The sequence below is a fragment of the Lysinibacillus sp. FJAT-14222 genome (assembly GCF_001278875.1).
In the GTDB taxonomy this organism is placed as follows: domain Bacteria; phylum Bacillota; class Bacilli; order Bacillales_A; family Planococcaceae; genus Lysinibacillus; species Lysinibacillus agricola.
The window spans coordinates 109,403-127,604 of the sequence record NZ_LIYL01000034.1; the positions used below are offsets into that span (position 1 = coordinate 109,403).

At 37.4% G+C, this 18,202-nt stretch carries 17 protein-coding genes; 3 read left to right on the plus strand and 14 right to left on the minus strand.

Annotation, left to right across the window (positions count from 1 at the left end; genetic code table 11):
* Nucleotides 1-502: 502 nt before the first annotated feature.
* The 4 genes from rpoD to AN161_RS15365 all read right to left on the minus strand — a co-directional run bounded on the left by rpoD (nt 503) and on the right by AN161_RS15365 (nt 5,165).
* Complete coding sequence (gene rpoD / locus AN161_RS15350) at nt 503-1,630, minus strand: RNA polymerase sigma factor RpoD (protein ID WP_053595216.1); 1,128 nt, start codon at nt 1,628-1,630, stop codon at nt 503-505.
* Nucleotides 1,631-1,662: 32 nt separating this feature from the next.
* Entirely contained in the window at nt 1,663-3,495 is a 1,833-nt protein-coding gene (gene dnaG, locus AN161_RS15355) for a DNA primase (protein ID WP_082340141.1), read from the minus strand.
* Nucleotides 3,496-3,702: 207 nt separating this feature from the next.
* On the minus strand, nt 3,703-4,515 hold the full coding sequence (locus AN161_RS15360; RefSeq protein WP_053595218.1) for a pyruvate, water dikinase regulatory protein: 813 nt from the start codon (nt 4,513-4,515) through the stop codon (nt 3,703-3,705).
* Between the two features lie 17 nt (nt 4,516-4,532).
* Entirely contained in the window at nt 4,533-5,165 is a 633-nt protein-coding gene (locus tag AN161_RS15365) for a helix-turn-helix transcriptional regulator (protein ID WP_053595219.1), read from the minus strand.
* A gap of 456 nt (nt 5,166-5,621) precedes the next feature.
* Between AN161_RS15365 and AN161_RS15370 the strand changes: the two genes are divergently transcribed.
* Nucleotides 5,622-7,007, plus strand: coding sequence for a glycine--tRNA ligase (locus AN161_RS15370; protein WP_053595220.1), 1,386 nt, complete (start codon nt 5,622-5,624; stop codon nt 7,005-7,007).
* Nucleotides 7,008-7,056: 49 nt separating this feature from the next.
* On the opposite strand, the gene AN161_RS15375 is transcribed toward AN161_RS15370, so the two are convergent.
* On the minus strand, nt 7,057-8,778 hold the full coding sequence (locus AN161_RS15375) for an HD domain-containing phosphohydrolase (RefSeq protein WP_053595311.1): 1,722 nt from the start codon (nt 8,776-8,778) through the stop codon (nt 7,057-7,059).
* A gap of 581 nt (nt 8,779-9,359) precedes the next feature.
* On the opposite strand from AN161_RS15375, the gene AN161_RS15380 reads away from it, so the two are divergent.
* Nucleotides 9,360-9,662: a hypothetical protein gene (locus AN161_RS15380; RefSeq protein WP_053595221.1), complete on the plus strand. Its 303-nt coding sequence runs from the start codon at nt 9,360-9,362 to the stop codon at nt 9,660-9,662.
* An 83-nt stretch (nt 9,663-9,745) separates the two neighbouring features.
* Nucleotides 9,746-10,078 carry a hypothetical protein gene (locus AN161_RS15385; RefSeq protein WP_143114837.1) on the plus strand — a complete coding sequence of 111 codons (333 nt, stop codon included), beginning with the start codon at nt 9,746-9,748 and terminating at the stop codon, nt 10,076-10,078.
* Nucleotides 10,079-10,101: 23 nt separating this feature from the next.
* Here the strand turns inward: AN161_RS15385 and recO are convergent, their stop codons facing one another.
* From recO to AN161_RS15430, 9 genes are all read right to left on the minus strand, one after another.
* Nucleotides 10,102-10,896 (minus strand): DNA repair protein RecO, encoded by a 795-nt coding sequence (gene recO / locus AN161_RS15390; RefSeq protein WP_053595223.1) that lies wholly within the window; start codon nt 10,894-10,896, stop codon nt 10,102-10,104.
* A gap of 131 nt (nt 10,897-11,027) precedes the next feature.
* Nucleotides 11,028-11,945: a GTPase Era gene (gene era / locus AN161_RS15395; protein ID WP_053595224.1), complete on the minus strand. Its 918-nt coding sequence runs from the start codon at nt 11,943-11,945 to the stop codon at nt 11,028-11,030.
* A complete protein-coding gene (locus AN161_RS15400) occupies nt 11,932-12,345 on the minus strand; it encodes a cytidine deaminase (protein WP_082340130.1) in 414 nt (137 codons plus the stop codon). Before AN161_RS15400 ends, era begins: the two co-directional genes overlap by 14 nt.
* A gap of 233 nt (nt 12,346-12,578) precedes the next feature.
* Nucleotides 12,579-12,929: a diacylglycerol kinase family protein gene (locus tag AN161_RS15405; protein ID WP_053595225.1), complete on the minus strand. Its 351-nt coding sequence runs from the start codon at nt 12,927-12,929 to the stop codon at nt 12,579-12,581.
* Nucleotides 12,930-13,403, minus strand: a complete 474-nt coding sequence (gene ybeY, locus AN161_RS15410; protein WP_053595226.1) for an rRNA maturation RNase YbeY — start codon at nt 13,401-13,403, stop codon at nt 12,930-12,932.
* 8 nt (nt 13,404-13,411) lie between these two features.
* Complete coding sequence (locus AN161_RS15415) at nt 13,412-15,532, minus strand: HD family phosphohydrolase (protein WP_053595227.1); 2,121 nt, start codon at nt 15,530-15,532, stop codon at nt 13,412-13,414.
* Nucleotides 15,533-15,830: 298 nt separating this feature from the next.
* Nucleotides 15,831-16,787, minus strand: a complete 957-nt coding sequence (locus tag AN161_RS15420; protein ID WP_053595228.1) for a PhoH family protein — start codon at nt 16,785-16,787, stop codon at nt 15,831-15,833.
* A 2-nt stretch (nt 16,788-16,789) separates the two neighbouring features.
* Nucleotides 16,790-17,905, minus strand: coding sequence for a sporulation protein YqfD (locus AN161_RS15425; RefSeq protein WP_241774575.1), 1,116 nt, complete (start codon nt 17,903-17,905; stop codon nt 16,790-16,792).
* Complete coding sequence (locus AN161_RS15430) at nt 17,892-18,152, minus strand: hypothetical protein (RefSeq protein ID WP_053595230.1); 261 nt, start codon at nt 18,150-18,152, stop codon at nt 17,892-17,894. The genes AN161_RS15425 and AN161_RS15430 overlap by 14 nt, the downstream gene beginning before the upstream one ends.
* Nucleotides 18,153-18,202 lie beyond the last annotated feature (50 nt).

An 18,202-nucleotide genomic window follows, 5' to 3' on the forward strand; every position in this document is an offset into this window, starting at 1 on the left:
TTATCGCATGGATGCGATGATTTTAGGCTAACATCCTTTATTAACTAATTTCCGATTCCGTGACATCCGCCGGAGGCTTTAACTTCTTTCAGCAGATGTCTTTTGTGCCGAAAGCGTAGCGACAGGTACAGATGTTTGGATACACGCTGAAAAGTAACTTAAATCCGCATTCATCTCACCATCTATAGAGGTGGGAGACTTCTGCTGAAAGAAGTTAAAATGGGGTTTCATCCAGTCTAAGGTAAAACTAGTATGAATGAATATAGAAATGAGAAAATGGTGGGAAGTAGTGAAAGGTCTAAGCGAGGAGATGGAATTTTTCTTTGCATGTATCCTACTGTTTTGCGCGGGTATTCACTTCTCTTCCGCGGGTAAACTACTCTTTCGCGCGGGTATTCGCTTCTCTTCCATTGCTTGCGAATATAATAGGAGCGTAAAAAAAAGAGCTTCCCGATTAGTCATTTATTTATCACTAACCAGGTAGCCCTCATTTTATTCATATTTATTCTAAGAAATCTTTTAATCGTTTGCTGCGAGAAGGGTGGCGTAGCTTTCTAAGCGCCTTTGCTTCAATTTGGCGAATACGTTCACGTGTTACACCAAATACTTTCCCTACTTCTTCTAATGTACGTGTGCGACCATCATCTAAACCGAAACGTAAGCGAAGGACGTTTTCTTCACGGTCAGTTAATGTATCTAATACATCCTCTAATTGCTCTTTTAACAATTCATATGCTGCATGGTCAGATGGAGATTGAGCTTCAGAATCCTCAATAAAGTCTCCTAAATGTGAATCATCTTCTTCTCCAATTGGTGTTTCAAGAGATACCGGTTCTTGCGCAATTTTTAAAATTTCACGTACTTTTTCAGGTGTTAAATCCATTTCTTCCCCAATTTCTTCTGGAGATGGCTCGCGACCTAAGTCCTGTAATAATTGGCGTTGTACACGAATTAATTTATTAATTGTTTCTACCATATGCACTGGAATACGGATTGTACGTGCTTGGTCTGCAATTGCACGTGTAATTGCTTGGCGAATCCACCATGTTGCATAAGTGGAGAATTTAAAGCCTTTACGGTAGTCAAATTTTTCAACTGCCTTGATAAGCCCCATATTCCCCTCTTGAATTAAATCAAGGAATAGCATACCACGGCCAACATATCGCTTCGCAATCGATACAACAAGACGTAAGTTTGCTTCTGCTAGGCGTTTACGTGCTTCCTCGTCACCTTGCTCAATACGCTCTGCTAATGCGATTTCTTGCTCGGCAGAAAGTAAATCAACTCGACCAATTTCTTTTAAATACATTCGTACAGGATCATTTATTTTAACACCTGGTGGCACACTCAAATCATTTAAATCGAAAGTCTCTTCATTTGCTTCTTCTTTCATTAAGCTTTCTTCTTCAAATTCTTCTTTTCCGATGATTTGAATGTCTTTATTCTTTTCAAGATCCTCAGCAAAGTGGAAAATCTCTTCGTTCTCCAATTCATAAGGCGCTAGTTTCTCTGAAATTTCTTTCATTGAAATTTCACCTTCTGTTTTTGCTTTTTCTTGTAGTATTTTTTTTGCTTCATCTAATGTAATTTCTACTTCTACCTCTTTTGAACGTTCTGACTTGTCCGCCATAAACCTTCCTCCTTCTAAACAACCGAATCGGATTAAATCGCCGATAACGATTTTCTTAAATGAATAATCTGTTGGGCGATTTCAAGTGCACGCGCATACTCATGCATCTTCTCCGCTTCCTTTGACTCATGCATCTTTTGTTGAATTTCTTGCTCAATTCTATATTTTTGCAGCTGACGTATTGAGTCTATGACCTCTGCCTCTGCTTGGTCGGGATCCCGTTCCGCTAAAGCCGCTTCCATTACAATCTTACGTAATTCAGAGTCATCCAATATCTCAACAAAACGCTGATAATCAGGATGACCATATTCTTCATAAAATCCTACTAAGCGAACAAAAACTGCCATATAGGCATCTCGTGCAAATGGATCTTTTTGCTCACTACGTAATACCCTGTCCACTACATCTATATTATGAAGCATATGAGCCAGTAATAAACGTTCGGCACGTTCAGCTGCGTCCATAGGCTTTTGTTGCTGAGTGACCGGCATCGAAGGCGTTGGAACAGGCATTTCTACTTTTGCAGAACGTACCTGATTTGCCTCTAGCTTTCGGAATTGAGCATAAATCGCTTCTTCCGAGATGTTTGTTTCATTCGATAGCTGTCTTATATACAGATCTCGTTCAACAGGTGATGATCTACCTACCAGTTGTTCAAGAACCTCTTGAATATATTGAAGCGTATCATTTTCAAACTGAAAGTTCTTATTTCGTCTAGCATGCATCATCATAAAAGCAATATACGCATGAGGGTTTTCCAAAATTTGTTCTTTAAATGCTTGTCCACCTAAACTACGAATGTATTCATCGGGATCTAGCTTATCTGGTAACACCGCAATATTGACTTTCATACGTTCCGTTTGAAGTAACTGTGCCGCTCTTTTTGCCGCATCAAAACCAGCATTATCACCGTCATAGCAAATCGTAATCTGCTCTACTAAGCGCTTTAGCTTTGTGATATGCTGATTCGTAAGCGAGGTGCCCATTGTTGCTACAGCATTCGTTACGCCAACAGAGGTAGCTGCTAAAACATCCATAAACCCTTCCATCAATACTACTTGACGATTTTTTCTAATGGAGGTTCGTGCTTTATCTAGGTTATATAGCACTTCACTCTTTTGAAAAATCGGTGTTTCTGGACTATTTAAATATTTTGCCTCTTCACCAGTCGATGCAAGAATTCGTCCTGAAAATGCTATAATTTTACCGTTCTCATCACGAATAGGAAACATAATACGCCCTCTAAAACGATCAAAATAGCGTTCTTCCCCTTCACGCTTGATAACTAAACCACTTTCCGCGATTTCTTGTAAGTTATAACCTTTTCTTTCAAGCAATATCGTTAATGCATCAAAGCTAGGAAGAGACCATCCAATGCTATTAGATTCTATAAGTTCCCTTGTAAATCCTCTTTCTAGCAAATAATTTAAAGGTTCTTCACCATCTTCAGTATTTAACAGTAAATGATGAAAAAAATCTGCAGCAAAAGCGTGTGCTTCTTTCATCCTTTCTTCCGCTTTAGATACCTTTTTCGCTACTTCAGGTAAACTTGGCCCAACATCTAAATGTATGCCAACACGTTCACCAAGTTTCACGACTGCGTCCGGAAAAGAAATACCTTCTATATCCATGACAAAAGTAATGGCATTACCGCCTGCACCACAACCAAAGCAATGAAAAATTTGTTTGTCTGAAGACACAGAAAAAGATGGCGTTTGTTCTCCATGAAATGGACAGAGACCAAACCAATTTCGCCCACGCTTTGTAAGTTGCATGTATTCGCTTATGACATCAACAATTTCCGATTGTGTGCGAATCTGTTCAATCACTTCTTCTGGAATCTTTCCTGCCAAATTCATCACCATCTTTAAATTACGTTCTAGAACACAATTCGCTATTCGTTTTAAAAATCCTTTATTTCTCGACAAAAAAATAGGATTTTTCTCTTTATAAATATTTTTACCACAATTTTATTATTATAAAACAAAAATTAGTTTTTATCTATACTATTTTCAAAACCGACTCAAAAAAACCGCCTCTTACAACCGAGGTGGTTTATCGAAATTAGTTTCTTATTTACAAGTCGAGATATGCTCAATAATGACATTTGCTGTTTCTTCAACAGCCTTGTTCGTCACATCAATAACCTTACAACCGATTGTACCGACAATTTTTTCAAAATGCTGAATCTCTTCTAATATACGATTATGCTGCGCATAGATAGCATCATCACTCAATCCAAGAGTCATTAATCTTTCTTTTCTAATTGAGTTTAATTTATCAGGAGAAATAATTAAACCAAAACATTTTTTTGGATCAATTTTTAATAGTTCTTCAGGTGGCTCCACTTCTGGTACTAAAGGTACATTTGCCACCTTATAGCGTTTATGTGCTAAATATTGTGATAACGGTGTTTTAGAGGTGCGTGAAACACCAACGAGCACAATATCAGCCTGTAATAGACCACGTGGATCTCTTCCATCATCATATTTTACTGCAAATTCAATAGCCTCAATTTTTTTAAAATAATCATCATCTAGTTGGTGAACGATTCCTGGTGCTTCTAATGGGATTTCTTCCATAAATGTTGCCATTGTCTTTAAAGCAGGTCCTAAAATATCGACAGCATGTATCTTTTCTTGCTCACACAGTTCGTGTAATAACGATCGCATCTCCTGTCGAACAAGCGTGTACACAATAAATGCCTGCTGTTTCGCTGCAAGGCAAACAATTTTTCGGATGAGTTCCTCTGATTGAATATGAGGAAAACGACGTATCACCGTTTTTTCCAAACCAGGTCGAAACTGGCTAATAACTGCTTTAGCTACTTGATCACCAGTTTCACCGACTGAATCAGATACAACAAAAACGCGTAGTCTTTTCATGCTGCTCTCCTTAAAAGTTAGGCATTTTGTACAAGTGATAAGAAAGCTCGTGTAATCGTTGTTTTTGTAAGACGACCAACGATTGTCAATCCACCATCCTGTGGCTCTACTACTGGTAGCGAATCAACTTCTCGTTCAATTAGTTTATTCGCTGCGACAACTAAAGAATCTGATCTCTCACAGTACGAAATATTTGGCATACGTGTCATAATGATATGTACAGGAATTTTGTTTAAATCCTGCGTGCCTATACTTGTACGTAGCAAATCCTTGCGAGAAAGTACCCCTGTCAAAAACTCATTCTTATCCACGACAAAGAGTGTTCCAACATCCTCTGAAAACATGAAGCAAATTGCGTCATAAACAGTCATTGTTTCTGGTACAACAACAGGTCCTGAATGAAAATCTTTCACTTTTAAATTGTGAATACTATCCATTAGTGTAACGGATGCTTTTTTACCTGAATAGAAATAGCCAACACGAGGTCTAGCATCTAAAAAGCCCGCCATCGTGAGTATAGCTAAATCTGGTCTTAAAGTCGCTCTTGTCAGATTGAGACGTTCTGCAATATGTTCGCCTGTAATCGGGCCGTTTTCTTTCACAATTTGTAAAATGTCTTCCTGACGTTTATTGAGTTCGATTGGACTCACCGCCTCAAATCTAATAGTGTTATACTTATGCTCAATTATTATATACTATTTTAATAATTATTGCGAAGAAAAGAACTACATGCTACAATATTGACACATACGCTTGCTCTAGATGTATTTTCGAGCGTTTTGCGTTATACAGGCGATGATGGGAAAAAAGTATCTGTTCCAATTTAAAGCGAGTAGAAGATGGTGAAAGTCTACATAGTAACAGAGAAAAGGCACTCCTTGAGCTAACTTTTTAAAAAGAGGTTTTAAACAACTCGTTTAAAACAATCAGGGTGGAACCGCGGGTTTTAGCACTCGTCCCTGGGCATTTATTGTGCCCGGAGACGGGTGCTATTTTTAATTTAGTCCGTACTAAATTAAAAAATATCTCTGGCGAATTTATATACTATCGATAGTTTGTATAAATTCGTCAAAACTCTTTATATAAACTAGAAGGAGGCTATTTTTATGGCTAACAAATCAATGGAAACAATCGTATCATTAGCGAAGCATCGCGGCTTTGTCTTTCCAGGTTCTGAAATCTATGGAGGCTTAGCAAACACTTGGGATTACGGTCCACTAGGTGTTGAATTAAAAAACAATATTAAAAAAGCATGGTGGCAAAAATTTGTCCAAGAATCAGAGCACAATGTTGGGATAGATGCTGCAATTTTAATGAATCCAAAAGCTTGGGTGGCTTCTGGTCACGTTGGCAACTTTAATGATCCAATGATTGATTGTAAGGCATGTAAAGCGCGCCATCGTGCTGACAAAATCATCGAAGACGCTGCGCTAGCTAAAGGCGATGAAATTATTGTTGATGGTATGACATTTGACCAAATGAAAGAAACGATGGTTAAGTATGACGTAGTATGTCCGGATTGTGGCAAAGCTGATTTTACAGATATTCGCCAATTCAATTTAATGTTTAAAACATTCCAAGGTGTAACAGAATCTTCTACTAACGAAATTTATTTACGCCCAGAAACAGCACAAGGTATTTTCGTGAACTTTAAAAACGTACAACGTTCTATGCGTAAACGTACACCATTCGGTATTGCACAAATTGGTAAATCATTCCGTAACGAAATTACTCCAGGTAACTTCACTTTCCGTACACGTGAATTTGAACAAATGGAACTTGAATTTTTCTGTAAGCCAGGCGAGGACCTTGAATGGCACGCATACTGGAAAGAATTTTGTAAAAATTGGTTATTAAACTTAGGCATGAACGAAGAGTCTATGCGTCTTCGCGATCATGAAGATGACGAATTGTCTCACTACTCAAATGCTACAACTGATATCGAATTTAAATTCCCATTCGGTTGGGGCGAGCTTTGGGGCGTAGCGGATCGCACAGATTACGATTTAAAACAACATATGGAGCATTCTGGTGAAGATTTCACTTACATCGATCCAGTAACAAACGAACGTTATGTTCCATATTGTATCGAGCCTTCTTTAGGTGCAGACCGTGTAACATTAGCATTCCTATGCGATGCTTATGACGAGGAAGAGCTTGAAGGCGATGATAAGCGTACAGTTTTACGCTTCCACCCTGCTCTAGCGCCATTTAAAGCTGCAGTCCTACCACTTTCTAAAAAGCTTTCAGATGAGGCTACTAATGTTTGGGCAGAGCTTCGCAAAGCATTCCCTGTTGACTTTGACGAGTCACAATCAATCGGTAAACGTTACCGTCGCCAAGATGAAATTGGTACACCATTCTGTATCACATACGACTTTGACTCACAAGAGGATGGTCAAGTAACGGTACGTCATCGCGATTCAATGTCTCAAGTTCGTATGCCAATTGCAGATGTTAAAGCATACATTGAAAAACACCTTCAATTCTAAATTATGAAGTATATAAAGAGGGAGTCGCCTTATAAGCGACTCCCTCTTGCTATGCCTTTAATGACGAAAACAAGCGCTCCTGCATCTTCTCCTCAAATGAAAACCTTTTCATACTCATACCGACTAAACTTATGAGTAATTCTTCAATATCTACAAGCGAATAAAAAAGGAATGTTCCTTCACGCATTGGGCGAACTCGTTTCCCAACTGGTAACTCATCCTCAATAAAGTAAGCGACATTTACGTCGCAATGCTCCATTAATTGTGTAATCCGCTGGTCATCATCTGGATTAATAAAGAACGGCACAATTTTGTCAATATACAAAATGCTTTGTACAAGCTTAATGAAGAAATTTTCACGAAGTGAGGTTTCTACAACTAATATAGTCGTTTGCTCATGCTGATAATCCATATATAATACATTTAGTTGCTCTTCTAATAATTTCTTAAGAATATTAATAGAATTTCTATATTTCGTCATATCCGTTTGAATTTCTTTCGTTAATAAACGTAGAATTCGAAAGGCAGGTAAGAATATTTTTAAAACAATCTCTTTTGGGTGTAAATGGTCTATTAATTTATTAAAATAGATTCTTAATTTATTTTCGTCACAGCGAATTAACTGTTCTATAAATAAGTTAAAAATTTCTTCAAAGCTGTTTGTTCGATAATCTATCATTTTCACAATTTTCACACTATAATTCAAAGGTAAAATCATAGACTTTTGTTCATCTAACAGTTTAACTTTAGGTAGCGTTGGGAATAGATCATAAACAAGCTCTACTTGAGCACTTCGATTATCAGATAACTGAACAACCGAGTTGACAGGATAAATCCCTAAGCATTCCACAAATTTGTGCATAAATTTCTCGTTATATAAATGTCGATCACGATATATAACAGCTAATGCATCTGTTGCAGCATATCCCGAATGGTACACACGTTTTGATGTCATTGCTGAATAAACATCAATTATTTGCAGTAATTGAACTCCCTCACTCATATCATCCGCACAGAGTTGATTCGGATAACCTTGACCGGCAAAGCGCTCATGATGATCTCGTGCAAAATAGGCAATCTCTTCCTCCCCATTTTCTATGAGTAGCTCATAACCTTTAGTCGTATGTGTTTTGATAATATCAAACTCATCTTCTGATAATTTTCGTTTTAGATTTAAAATTTTTTGTGGAATACATACCTTCCCAATATCATGGAACAAATAGCCCCTTGCTAGCGTTTCGATATCCGTTAAACCTAAATAACGTGCAAAAATCGTACCTAATACGAAAACATCAAATGAATGAACAAAGGAATACTCATCCCATTCTTTTAATCGCATTAATAAATCATAGCGATGTTTCTTCTCTAAAATTTTTTCAAAAACACCTCGAACATAAGCAGTATCCTGGATGCTTTTTAAAATTTGACCATAGCGCAATTCATGCACAACATTCTCTAATGTAGTCATAAAAAGTTTACTTACTGATTCTTTATACTCATCTATTACCTCATTCTTTTTGTCTATAAGTGGTGCAAATACACCCTCGTAATCCATTGTACGCTGAGCACTTAAATCATGAACAATTCGGACTGAATCAGATGGTAAATAAATAGATAATTCGTCTACTTTTCTAAGTTTAAGTAAGGCAATAATTCGCTCCGTTAAAACTAGATCTTTTTTAGCTAATAAACGATATTCAGAAAAAATATCTTCTGCTAAAATATCATTTGCTTTAACTTCTTCAATACTTAAAGTCACTTTTCTTAGCATATTTTCTGCCACATACGCAATGTTCGAGCATTATGTGACCCCCTCCTTCTTCCATAAGACTGCGTTGTTGTTCTAAAAAAATCTTTTGCTGATAGAGGCATTTTTTACATTTTATATGCATGTCAGATCTATATGAATTAGTCTAGTTTTCAATAGGTTTCAAACGTATAAGTAATACAAGAATAGTTTATCTATATCCTTTACAATATCATAGATTAAAATGCCTTTTCAACTAGTATATGGGACTCGAATGATTAGTTACTACTATGTTTATATTGAAAACATCCCAATTATTAATTATTTATACCTAATACCACCATTTAATAACAGATATTAATTTTAAATAACAAAGATATAAAGACCTATATATCCGAATATAAAAGTGTATATTTATAAAATTTTAGAAAATTTCTCTCAAAAATAATATTTCTGTAAAAAACTAAATTATTATAAATCATTAATCAATTTGTCCTAATACGATCAGCAAGAAATTAATACTACCATTAATATTTTGACAAAATAACTACTCGATTTTCACTAAGAATCATTGAAAAAATAGCGATTATTTAGCTCATCCTTATGTGGGGATTGATTTCCGTTCCGATTTTGGGCGTCCAAGAGCCGCTTGGGACAATAGGTTTTTAGTCACGAAAGCGTTATTACTGGACGTGATGCTTTTAGCCTTCGCTGCTCTACTGGCTCGCTCCGTTTATGCTAGTCAATTGATTCAGGACTATATCTTCGCTTCTTATGGCGGCATTAAGCCTGCAGAGGGTATTTTCATATGGGATGAAGAAGATTACATGATGGAGTCCAGAATTTATGGATTTCTTTTACTGAGTACATGTGAAGAACATAAATGGAAAGCTGCAAACAACACTTAAAGAAGTGAATGAAGAGGATTATGTAGAAAACTTACCGCTCAACTTATAGCCTTATCGATAATTCAGCAACACTTTCTATAATAATGGGCAATATATGGCTAACATTCACCAATGATACACAGCAACAAATGGTGGCTGCTGATGTCGACACGTATGATTTCGTGCGTAGTATTGAATTGTACCGAATTACAGATGAGTTAATGTTTTCGAGTGATGATCTATCGTTTGAGCCAGCAGCTGTAAAAGCTTCAATGAAAGAAAACAAAGTAAATGTTACATCACTAGCAGAAGGTCCCGCTATTTTACATATTACAGGTAAAAATGGTGAAACAGCATACCTATATATAAACTTTCTAAAAATCACTGATAAATGGACTACTTATTACGAATCCATGGATGATCAAGAAGAACTTTAATGTAAAATGCCAGAAGATCAATGTTAATGATCTTCTGGCATTTTTTCTTGATCAGCACTTGTTCTTAACTGTAATTCAGGCGTTCTCTCAAGCTGCTCGATAAATTTTTTTGTTTTAAAACGAATTCCTGTTTGTTCTTCGTAAATTGTTGTTATTATTTTTTTTATAAAATACTTTGTTTCTTTTTTCAATTCTAATTTCCCAATCTGGTCAATCGGCACAGTATAGAACATGCGAATAAGCTTAAGCTGGGTTGGTGTTAATCGAATGATATAAGGATCATGATGATAACAGCGATGACATAAAAAGCCTCCCTGCGTAAAAGAATATGCAAATTCACCATCTACTGAACCACAAGCAGCACAGGCATGTAATACAGGCTGCACACCTGTATAGGGTAGCATTTTCCATTCTACGAACAATGTAATGGCCTCTGGGTCATAACCTTCCTCAATTGCTTGTAATGCTTGTAGAAGTACATCAAATGCAAATGGTTCAGCTTTCCCTTCTTCTACTACACGCTCGACAAGTTCCATTATATAACTTGCATATGCCGTTGCCATTATATCCTCACGAATATGGCGCATGGAATTGAGATGCTCACCTTGTTGCAATGTCCCCATACCAGTATGTTGCTGTACCATAAACACGCCATAGGTAAATGGCTGTGTCACAGATGCTAATCTACTTGAAGGCTTCTTCGCACCTCGAGCCATCGTTGCAACCTTTCCTGCTTCTCTTGTTAGTAATGTTACAATTTTATTTGATTCTCCATAGGCCCGTACCTTTAGAACAATCCCTTCCCATTTATGAAGCATCGATTCTCCTCCTTTCTACAAGCCTCGCATGAAAATAGAGCTCTCCAAAGACTTTTGGACAGCTCCATTTCAAACTACAGACATAAATGGTTATGATGTAAAGTTGTTTCGTAACTTAACAGCATGACCTATTAATATTCATCATCACGGAAACCGAAGTCACGTAAATGTGTTGATTTATTTCGCCAATCCTTTTGCACCTTTACCCAAAGCTCTAAATACACTTTTGAACCAAGAAGCATTTCAATATCTTTTCTTGCACGTATCCCTACTTCTTTTAATAGCGCACCACGTTTACCAATGACAATCCCTTTTTGAGAATCCCTTTCCACGATAATCGTTGCTGCTACACGAATTTTATCTTCATTTTCTTCATCACGGCGAATTTTATCAATAACAACAGCAATGGAATGAGGTATTTCTTCACGCGTTAAATGTAACACTTTTTCACGAATTAACTCTGAAATAATAAAACGCTCAGGATGATCTGTTACTTGATCTGCTGGGTAATATTGTGGACCCTCTGGTAAATATTTACCTAATGTTGCTAATAAATTTTCTACATTATTCCCTTGTAATGCTGAAATCGGTACTATTTCTGCAAAGTCATAACGCTCTTTGTAGCTTTCAATAATTCCTATCAATTCATCAGGGTGAATTTGATCTATTTTATTAATCACTAGGAAGACAGGCGTTGGATTACCCGCCAGCATTTCAAGGATGAATTCGTCACCCTTCCCAAGTTTCTGTTCTGCATTCACCATGAACATAATAACATCCACTTCACGCAATGTATTTTTAGAAACCTTTAGCATAAAATCCCCTAGCTTATGTTTCGGTTTGTGGATTCCTGGTGTATCGATAAAAATCATTTGGCTATCATTTGATGTTAGTACACCTTGTACTTTATTTCGTGTTGTTTGTGGTTTATCACTCATAATCGCGATTTTTTGACCAATAACACGGTTTAAAAATGTTGATTTCCCTACATTTGGTCGACCGATTATGGAGATAAAACCTGACTTGTAGCCATTGTTAGTTTCCAGCATTCTCTAAATCCTCCGTTGTAAATGCAAACGGTAGTAATTCGCCTACAGACGTTACCGTGACATCACCTTTTAAATTTGTTAAATAAACAGGCATAGATGGCTCACAAAATTCCATCATCACTTGACGACAAGCCCCGCATGGCGCACAAGGTCCATCCGTATCAGCTACAATAGCAATCGCCTCAAAGTCATAAATACCTTCCGACACAGCTTTGAAAAATGCTGTACGCTCAGCACAATTGGTCATACTATAGCCAGCATTTTCAATGTTACAGCCATGAACAACCTCTCCATTTTTCGTTAAAAGTGCAGCGCCAACTTTAAATTTTGAATAAGGTACATACGCCTTTTCACGCGCTTTTTTTGATTCCGCTAGTAATGCTTGCATATCAATTGTCATCAATGTTCTCCTTTACATCATAAATAGCTCATCGTTATAACGTGGGGTTGATTTCTGTTCCGGCTTGTCGCTTTTCTGTGGGCGCCCGATGAGCCGCAAGGAGTCATCCAGCCACCACTACAATCAACCTATCACACGGCTTAACAAATATCCTTCGCTAATCTTTGGTGATGAGTCTAATAAATCATAATTCTCCAACACAACTGCTACTACTTCATAACCGATTAGTAATATCAAAACCATTTCGGTATAAATATGAGTAATCCGATTATAGCACTGAATATCGCAAATACAAGTACTGCGCCCGCTGCAAGATCTTTAGCCTGTTTAGCAAGTGGATGGATAGTAGGTGAAGCTAAATCCACTACTCGTTCAATTGCTGTATTAATCATTTCAAGTGCAAACATAAGAGCAATTAATAACAATACAATATACCATTCTATACGTGATAATTCCGTAAAATAGCCAGCAATCAAAGCTATTCCTGCACTTAGTAAGTGGGATTTAAAATTTTGCTCCGCGCAGGCTGTAATAATACCTTTAAAGGCATACCCAAAAGAGCGTACAAATTTGCGAACATTCATTTATTCTCGTCCTAAGCCGTAAGATTGTAAAATCTCATCCTGCTTACCGAACATCACCTTTTCATCTTCTGGAACCATATGATCATAGCCAAGTAGATGTAAGAAACCGTGGACCGCTAAAAAACCTAATTCTCGCTCAAATGAATGCCCATATTCTTCTGCTTGTTCTTTCGTACGATCCGTTGAAATAATAATATCTCCTAAAACACGTGGCATCCCTTCAAATGTTACTTCCATTTCTCCTTCGCCTAATTCCTCAAGGGCAAACGAAATAACATCTGTGGGTTGATCCTTGTCACGATATTCTCGGTTTATTTCTTGAATCACTTCATTTGTCACAAACGTCACTGACACTTCTGTTTCCGGCTCAATATTTTCTATTTTCGCAGCATGCTGTAAAAGCTTTTCAACAAGCTCCATATGCTCAGCATCTACTTCATTTGTTTCATCTGTAAAATCAATTGTTAAAATCATAGATCCTCCTACTTATCTGCCTTTGGATATTCAATACGTGAGTGGAAAATTCCATTCAACGTTTCACAAAGAACTCGCTCTATACATTTTAACTCTTTTATTGAAATATCGCATTCATCAAATTGATTGTCTTGTACTCGATCATCAATAATCGCTCGTACCAGCTTTTGAATTTTTTCTGCATTCGGTTCCTTCATTGATCGAACAGCTGCTTCAACGCTGTCTGCAACACTAATAACTGCCGCTTCCTTCGTTTGCGGTTTCGGTCCCGGATATCTGTACTTTGTATCATCTAAACATTTTCCTTCTTCCTTCGCTTTAAAGTAGAAGTATTTTAACAGACTAGATCCGTGATGCTGCAAGGCAATATCGATAATTTCCTGTGGCATCTTATAACGTCTTAGCATTTCAGCCCCGTCAGTTGTATGTGCGATTATAATTTCTGCGCTTGTTTCTGGGGCCAATGAATCATGCGGATTAATACCAGACATTTGATTCTCAATGAAAAAGGCAGGACGCTTCGTTTTGCCAATATCATGATAATAGCATCCTACACGTGCCAACAATCCATCTGCTCCAATTTCCTCACATGCTGCCTCTGCTAAGTTCGCCACCATTACACTATGATGATATGTTCCTGGAGCTTCCATTAGTAATTTTTTCAGCAATGGATGGTTTGGGTTCGATAGTTCAATTAAACGCAACGACGATAATAAACTAAATGCTGACTCAAAGAATGGTAAGAGACCCATTGTAAGAGCCCCTGATAGTAGAGCCGATATCATTGCTGCTATAAAGTAAAACATCCATTCTGACAAACCATAGGATGATTGTGTCATTAGTAAATAAAATGCGATAAACGACATATTTACTAGCCCTATGACACCTACTGCATGTAAAATATGCGAACGCTTTTCCACACTACGCAAAAAGAATAAACTCGCAAAGCCTCCAAAAATAATATACAGTGTAATTTCCATCTGCATGACAGATGAATAGCCCTCTTGAAAAATCACACCAGCAGATGAAGCTGTCATAACTGTAATTAGAACTGCAGCACGATCATCCGCTAAAAGCCGTACAAGCATCGTTGCCAACGCTGTCGGGAATAGAAAGGCAACAGTAACATCAAAGCCACTTGCCACAAGGCTAATAAATTTCATTATCAGGATGGACAAACCAAAAACAATCACTGTTACCAATAAGGCATTACGCTTCTTGTGTTCATCCGTACCCCAGCGTTCAAACAAAATAAACATGAACATCATTTGCAGAAGTATTAAAATAATAAGCCCTGCAATCGGTTTCATCGATGCTTTATTACTTACCATACCTAGAAGCTCTAATTGACGAAACGCTTCATTATCAATGATTTGCCCTTCTTGTACGATAATTTGCCCTTGGAGAATTCGAGTAGGCTCAACAGATTCCCTCGCCTGTTCCTTTCGAATCTTCGTTTGTTCCTCGTTAATCGTTTCGTTTTCGATAATACTTGTACGTCCAATTAAAACTACCGTATTGAATATTTTATCTGGATAGCCTTGTTGTCCGCGAATTTTTGTCTCAAAATCATTTTGAGACGCAAATACATTTTCTGAACGAATGGATTTTTGTAAATATTCCTTCACGAGTTTCGATAGTTGCGTACTTGTTCTTTTTAAATCTGCTTCACTTTGTATTAACAAACCTTCTAGCTGTGAATCAGTAAAAACAATTGGCATTTGATCTGAATCAATAGATTCAAATTTTTTGCGGAGTTGCGCCACTTGATCGACAATTGGAACAGGTTCTTTGCTGCTACTAACTTCCTCCTTCACGTCAAGAACATAGTCAAATAAAGATGTTACAATTGCAGCTCGCTGTTTAGCAACATCCTCAGAAAATTGATAGACTGGTCCAACTGCATTTGTTGCTTTTTCTCGTTCCTGTTGCGTTTTATAAGTATCTTCTATCGTTTTAGTAGATCGTACAGTTTCAGGCGCTAGTTGTAATGGTTTAAAATCATATGTAACACCTTTAACATTGCCATACATAAAGGCAAATTGCAGGGCTCCTGTTAAGATGAGAACGACAATTAAAAAGTAGCGGAAACCAATAAGTTCTGTAAATTTTCGAAGTTGTTTCTCCATCTGGCACCTCCTCTATCTACCTACTATCATACCAATTCAAAAAACATTTTTCCCGAAAAATGTATAAGAAAGCAAAAAAACAGCTATACAAATTGTATAGCTGTCACAAATTTTTCCATTTTCCAAGTATTTTCACGTTTGTTAAATTTTATATCCGTCGTAGTAGCTCTAAACCTGTTGCACCTGCCGCTACGTTTCACTTCGCTTTCGGTGCAGACTTTTTTAAACCCGTTGCACCTGCCGTTCCGTTTCACTCCACTTTCGGTGCAGACTTTAATATGACCGCTAAGCGGTCATATTAAAGTTGCTGTTCTTCGTAGGCTTGGATGATTTTTGCTACGATTGGGTGACGTACTACATCGCCTTGTTCTAGAGTTTGGAAATGTATAGATTTAACATACTTTAGTGTACGCTCTGCTACGATTAATCCAGATTCCGTATTTTTCGGTAGATCGATTTGTGTTTTATCGCCTGTAATGACCATTTTTGAGCCAAAGCCTAGTCGCGTTAAAAACATCTTCATTTGCTGATGCGTCGTATTTTGGGCTTCATCTAAAATAACAAAGGCATCGTCTAATGTACGGCCACGCATATACGCTAAAGGTGCAATTTCGATTGTGCCTCGTTCAATAAGTCGTTGAGTTTGTTCTGTCCCGTATATATCGTTTAGAGCGTCATAAAGAGGGCGTAAATATGGATCTACCTTTTCCTTTAAATCCCCCGGAAGAAAGCCCAGAGACTCGCCTGCCTCTACTGCAGGGCGAGTTAAAATAATACGCTTTACGTGCCCATTTTTTAGCGCCTGTGTTGCCATGACTACCGCTAAATACGTTTTCCCAGTACCAGCAGGACCGATACCAAAAACAACGTCTTTGTGACGGATTGCTTGTATGTATTCTCGTTGACCGATTGTTTTTGCACGAATAGGCTTTCCTTTCGTCGTGCGTGCTATTTCTTCATCATAAAGTTCTGCAAAATATTCAATAGTTCCTTTTTGTGTCATTTCAATAGCAGTTGCAACATCACGTTGGTCAATATTAATTCCTTTGCGAATGACCTTCAAGAGTTCATGTAAAAGAAAAGTCGCTTGTTCCTTCGCATCCTCTTCACCAGTAAGCTGAATTTGTTCACCACGTGTAATAATGTGGACTTGTAAAGCCTCTTCGATTAATTTCATATTTGCATCTGAAATTCCGAGTAGCATGACCGCTTCGTTTGGATTATCCACTTGTAATACAGTTAAATGTTCTGACATAATCATTCTCCTTGTAGGCCTTGTATTGGACTGGCAATGTTTTCATTGACTAAAAATAGAACTTTCCCTTCAACTGTACCATTCCCCCACTTTACCTGTAAAAGGTTTTCTTTTTTTATAACCGTTTTCGCAGGTAATGAACGTAGCACCTTTTCATGTAGTAATGGTATGAGCAATGAATCTATTTTGGATTCATTAAGCTCTACCTGCATTTTTTTAGTGTACTGTTCCTCAACAATTGAAACATATGGATCGAGCCAATTAGGTAAATCTTTCTTTTGTACATAATCAACCTTTTCATTATGAATGCCCTTAACTAATACACGCCATTGCTTCTGTTGTAGCGTTTCCATCCTTAGCTTTGTTGGAATTTTAAATGAACATTCAAGCCAATAATCAGCATAGACCTCTCCCTTTGCACCAACAAAGACTTGATCTTCCCCACTTTCAATTACACCACTTACGAGAATATCACCTTCGTATGCAGTATCATTCACTGAAATTTTCCGCTCACCATTTTGAATATTAAAATGAGTAATAACACCGCTTTTCGTTGCTACTAAATGGGTCGCAAGCTTTTCATTCGTTGCCTTAGTTTGTTTTGGTGACTCCTGAGGTCGTAAAATCACACGTCCGCCATACTTTTCAATATGCACCCAAGAAAGATCTCGATGCTCTTCTAATAGCTTCTGACGAATGACAGCATCTGAAGGTAAAACTTTTTTAGACATAGGTGTTTCTAATTGAAATGTATCTTGAAAGGTCTTTCCTAAACGTTGCTCTAATTCTGGTGAAGCTGCTTCAATGTCGACACGCCAAATAACTTGTGCACATAGCAATGGTATTAATACCATCATCGCTAGGCCAAGCAAAGTCCAAATCTGTGCTCGAAAAACTTGAAGCTCATCAGCATAATAAACAGCCATTTTAAGTCGGTAACGCCTACGTACACGGCGAATTTTTGATAGATAGTGCATAGTTGTTTCAAAGGCAACCTCTTGCTCACGAAAGACAACACGCTTTAATGGCACATGTTGTGCATGCAATGCTTGAATAAAAGGATGAACATTTTCATGGCGCTTTATACGTATGATTATTGGCCGATTATTCCACATCATTGCTCACACCCATATCCTTTGTCATTTTCATATGGAGCTCCTGTAAATCCTCTACAGAAAGATGAAGCATTTCTTCTTTAAGAGCATTAATTTCCACTGATTTTCCACGCACGGTAATATGATAATCTGCATAGATAAAAGAGCATGACGAAGCATCAGCATGTAGAAAACGATATGGGCCAATGATTTTCAATGTTTCATATTGTAATAATTCAAGTAGTGGCGTTAATTGAAATAGTTTTCTCATAAAAAAATGCCTCCTTCTTCGGCAATATATGCATCGAAAAAGGAGGACAT

Coding starts and splice junctions, on each gene's coding strand:
- rpoD (WP_053595216.1), bottom strand. CDS start 1,630: ATGGCGGACAAGTCAGAACGTTCAAAAGAGGTAGAAGTAGAAATTACA.
- dnaG (WP_082340141.1), bottom strand. CDS start 3,495: ATGGTGATGAATTTGGCAGGAAAGATTCCAGAAGAAGTGATTGAACAG.
- AN161_RS15360 (WP_053595218.1), bottom strand. CDS start 4,515: ATGAAAAGACTACGCGTTTTTGTTGTATCTGATTCAGTCGGTGAAACT.
- AN161_RS15370 (WP_053595220.1), top strand. CDS start 5,622: ATGGCTAACAAATCAATGGAAACAATCGTATCATTAGCGAAGCATCGC.
- AN161_RS15375 (WP_053595311.1), bottom strand. CDS start 8,778: ATGCTAAGAAAAGTGACTTTAAGTATTGAAGAAGTTAAAGCAAATGAT.
- AN161_RS15385 (WP_143114837.1), top strand. CDS start 9,746: ATGGGCAATATATGGCTAACATTCACCAATGATACACAGCAACAAATG.
- recO (WP_053595223.1), bottom strand. CDS start 10,896: ATGCTTCATAAATGGGAAGGGATTGTTCTAAAGGTACGGGCCTATGGA.
- era (WP_053595224.1), bottom strand. CDS start 11,945: ATGCTGGAAACTAACAATGGCTACAAGTCAGGTTTTATCTCCATAATC.
- AN161_RS15400 (WP_082340130.1), bottom strand. CDS start 12,345: ATGACAATTGATATGCAAGCATTACTAGCGGAATCAAAAAAAGCGCGT.
- AN161_RS15405 (WP_053595225.1), bottom strand. CDS start 12,929: ATGAATGTTCGCAAATTTGTACGCTCTTTTGGGTATGCCTTTAAAGGT.
- ybeY (WP_053595226.1), bottom strand. CDS start 13,403: ATGATTTTAACAATTGATTTTACAGATGAAACAAATGAAGTAGATGCT.
- AN161_RS15415 (WP_053595227.1), bottom strand. CDS start 15,532: ATGGAGAAACAACTTCGAAAATTTACAGAACTTATTGGTTTCCGCTAC.
- AN161_RS15420 (WP_053595228.1), bottom strand. CDS start 16,787: ATGTCAGAACATTTAACTGTATTACAAGTGGATAATCCAAACGAAGCG.
- AN161_RS15425 (WP_241774575.1), bottom strand. CDS start 17,905: ATGATGTGGAATAATCGGCCAATAATCATACGTATAAAGCGCCATGAA.
- AN161_RS15430 (WP_053595230.1), bottom strand. CDS start 18,152: ATGAGAAAACTATTTCAATTAACGCCACTACTTGAATTATTACAATAT.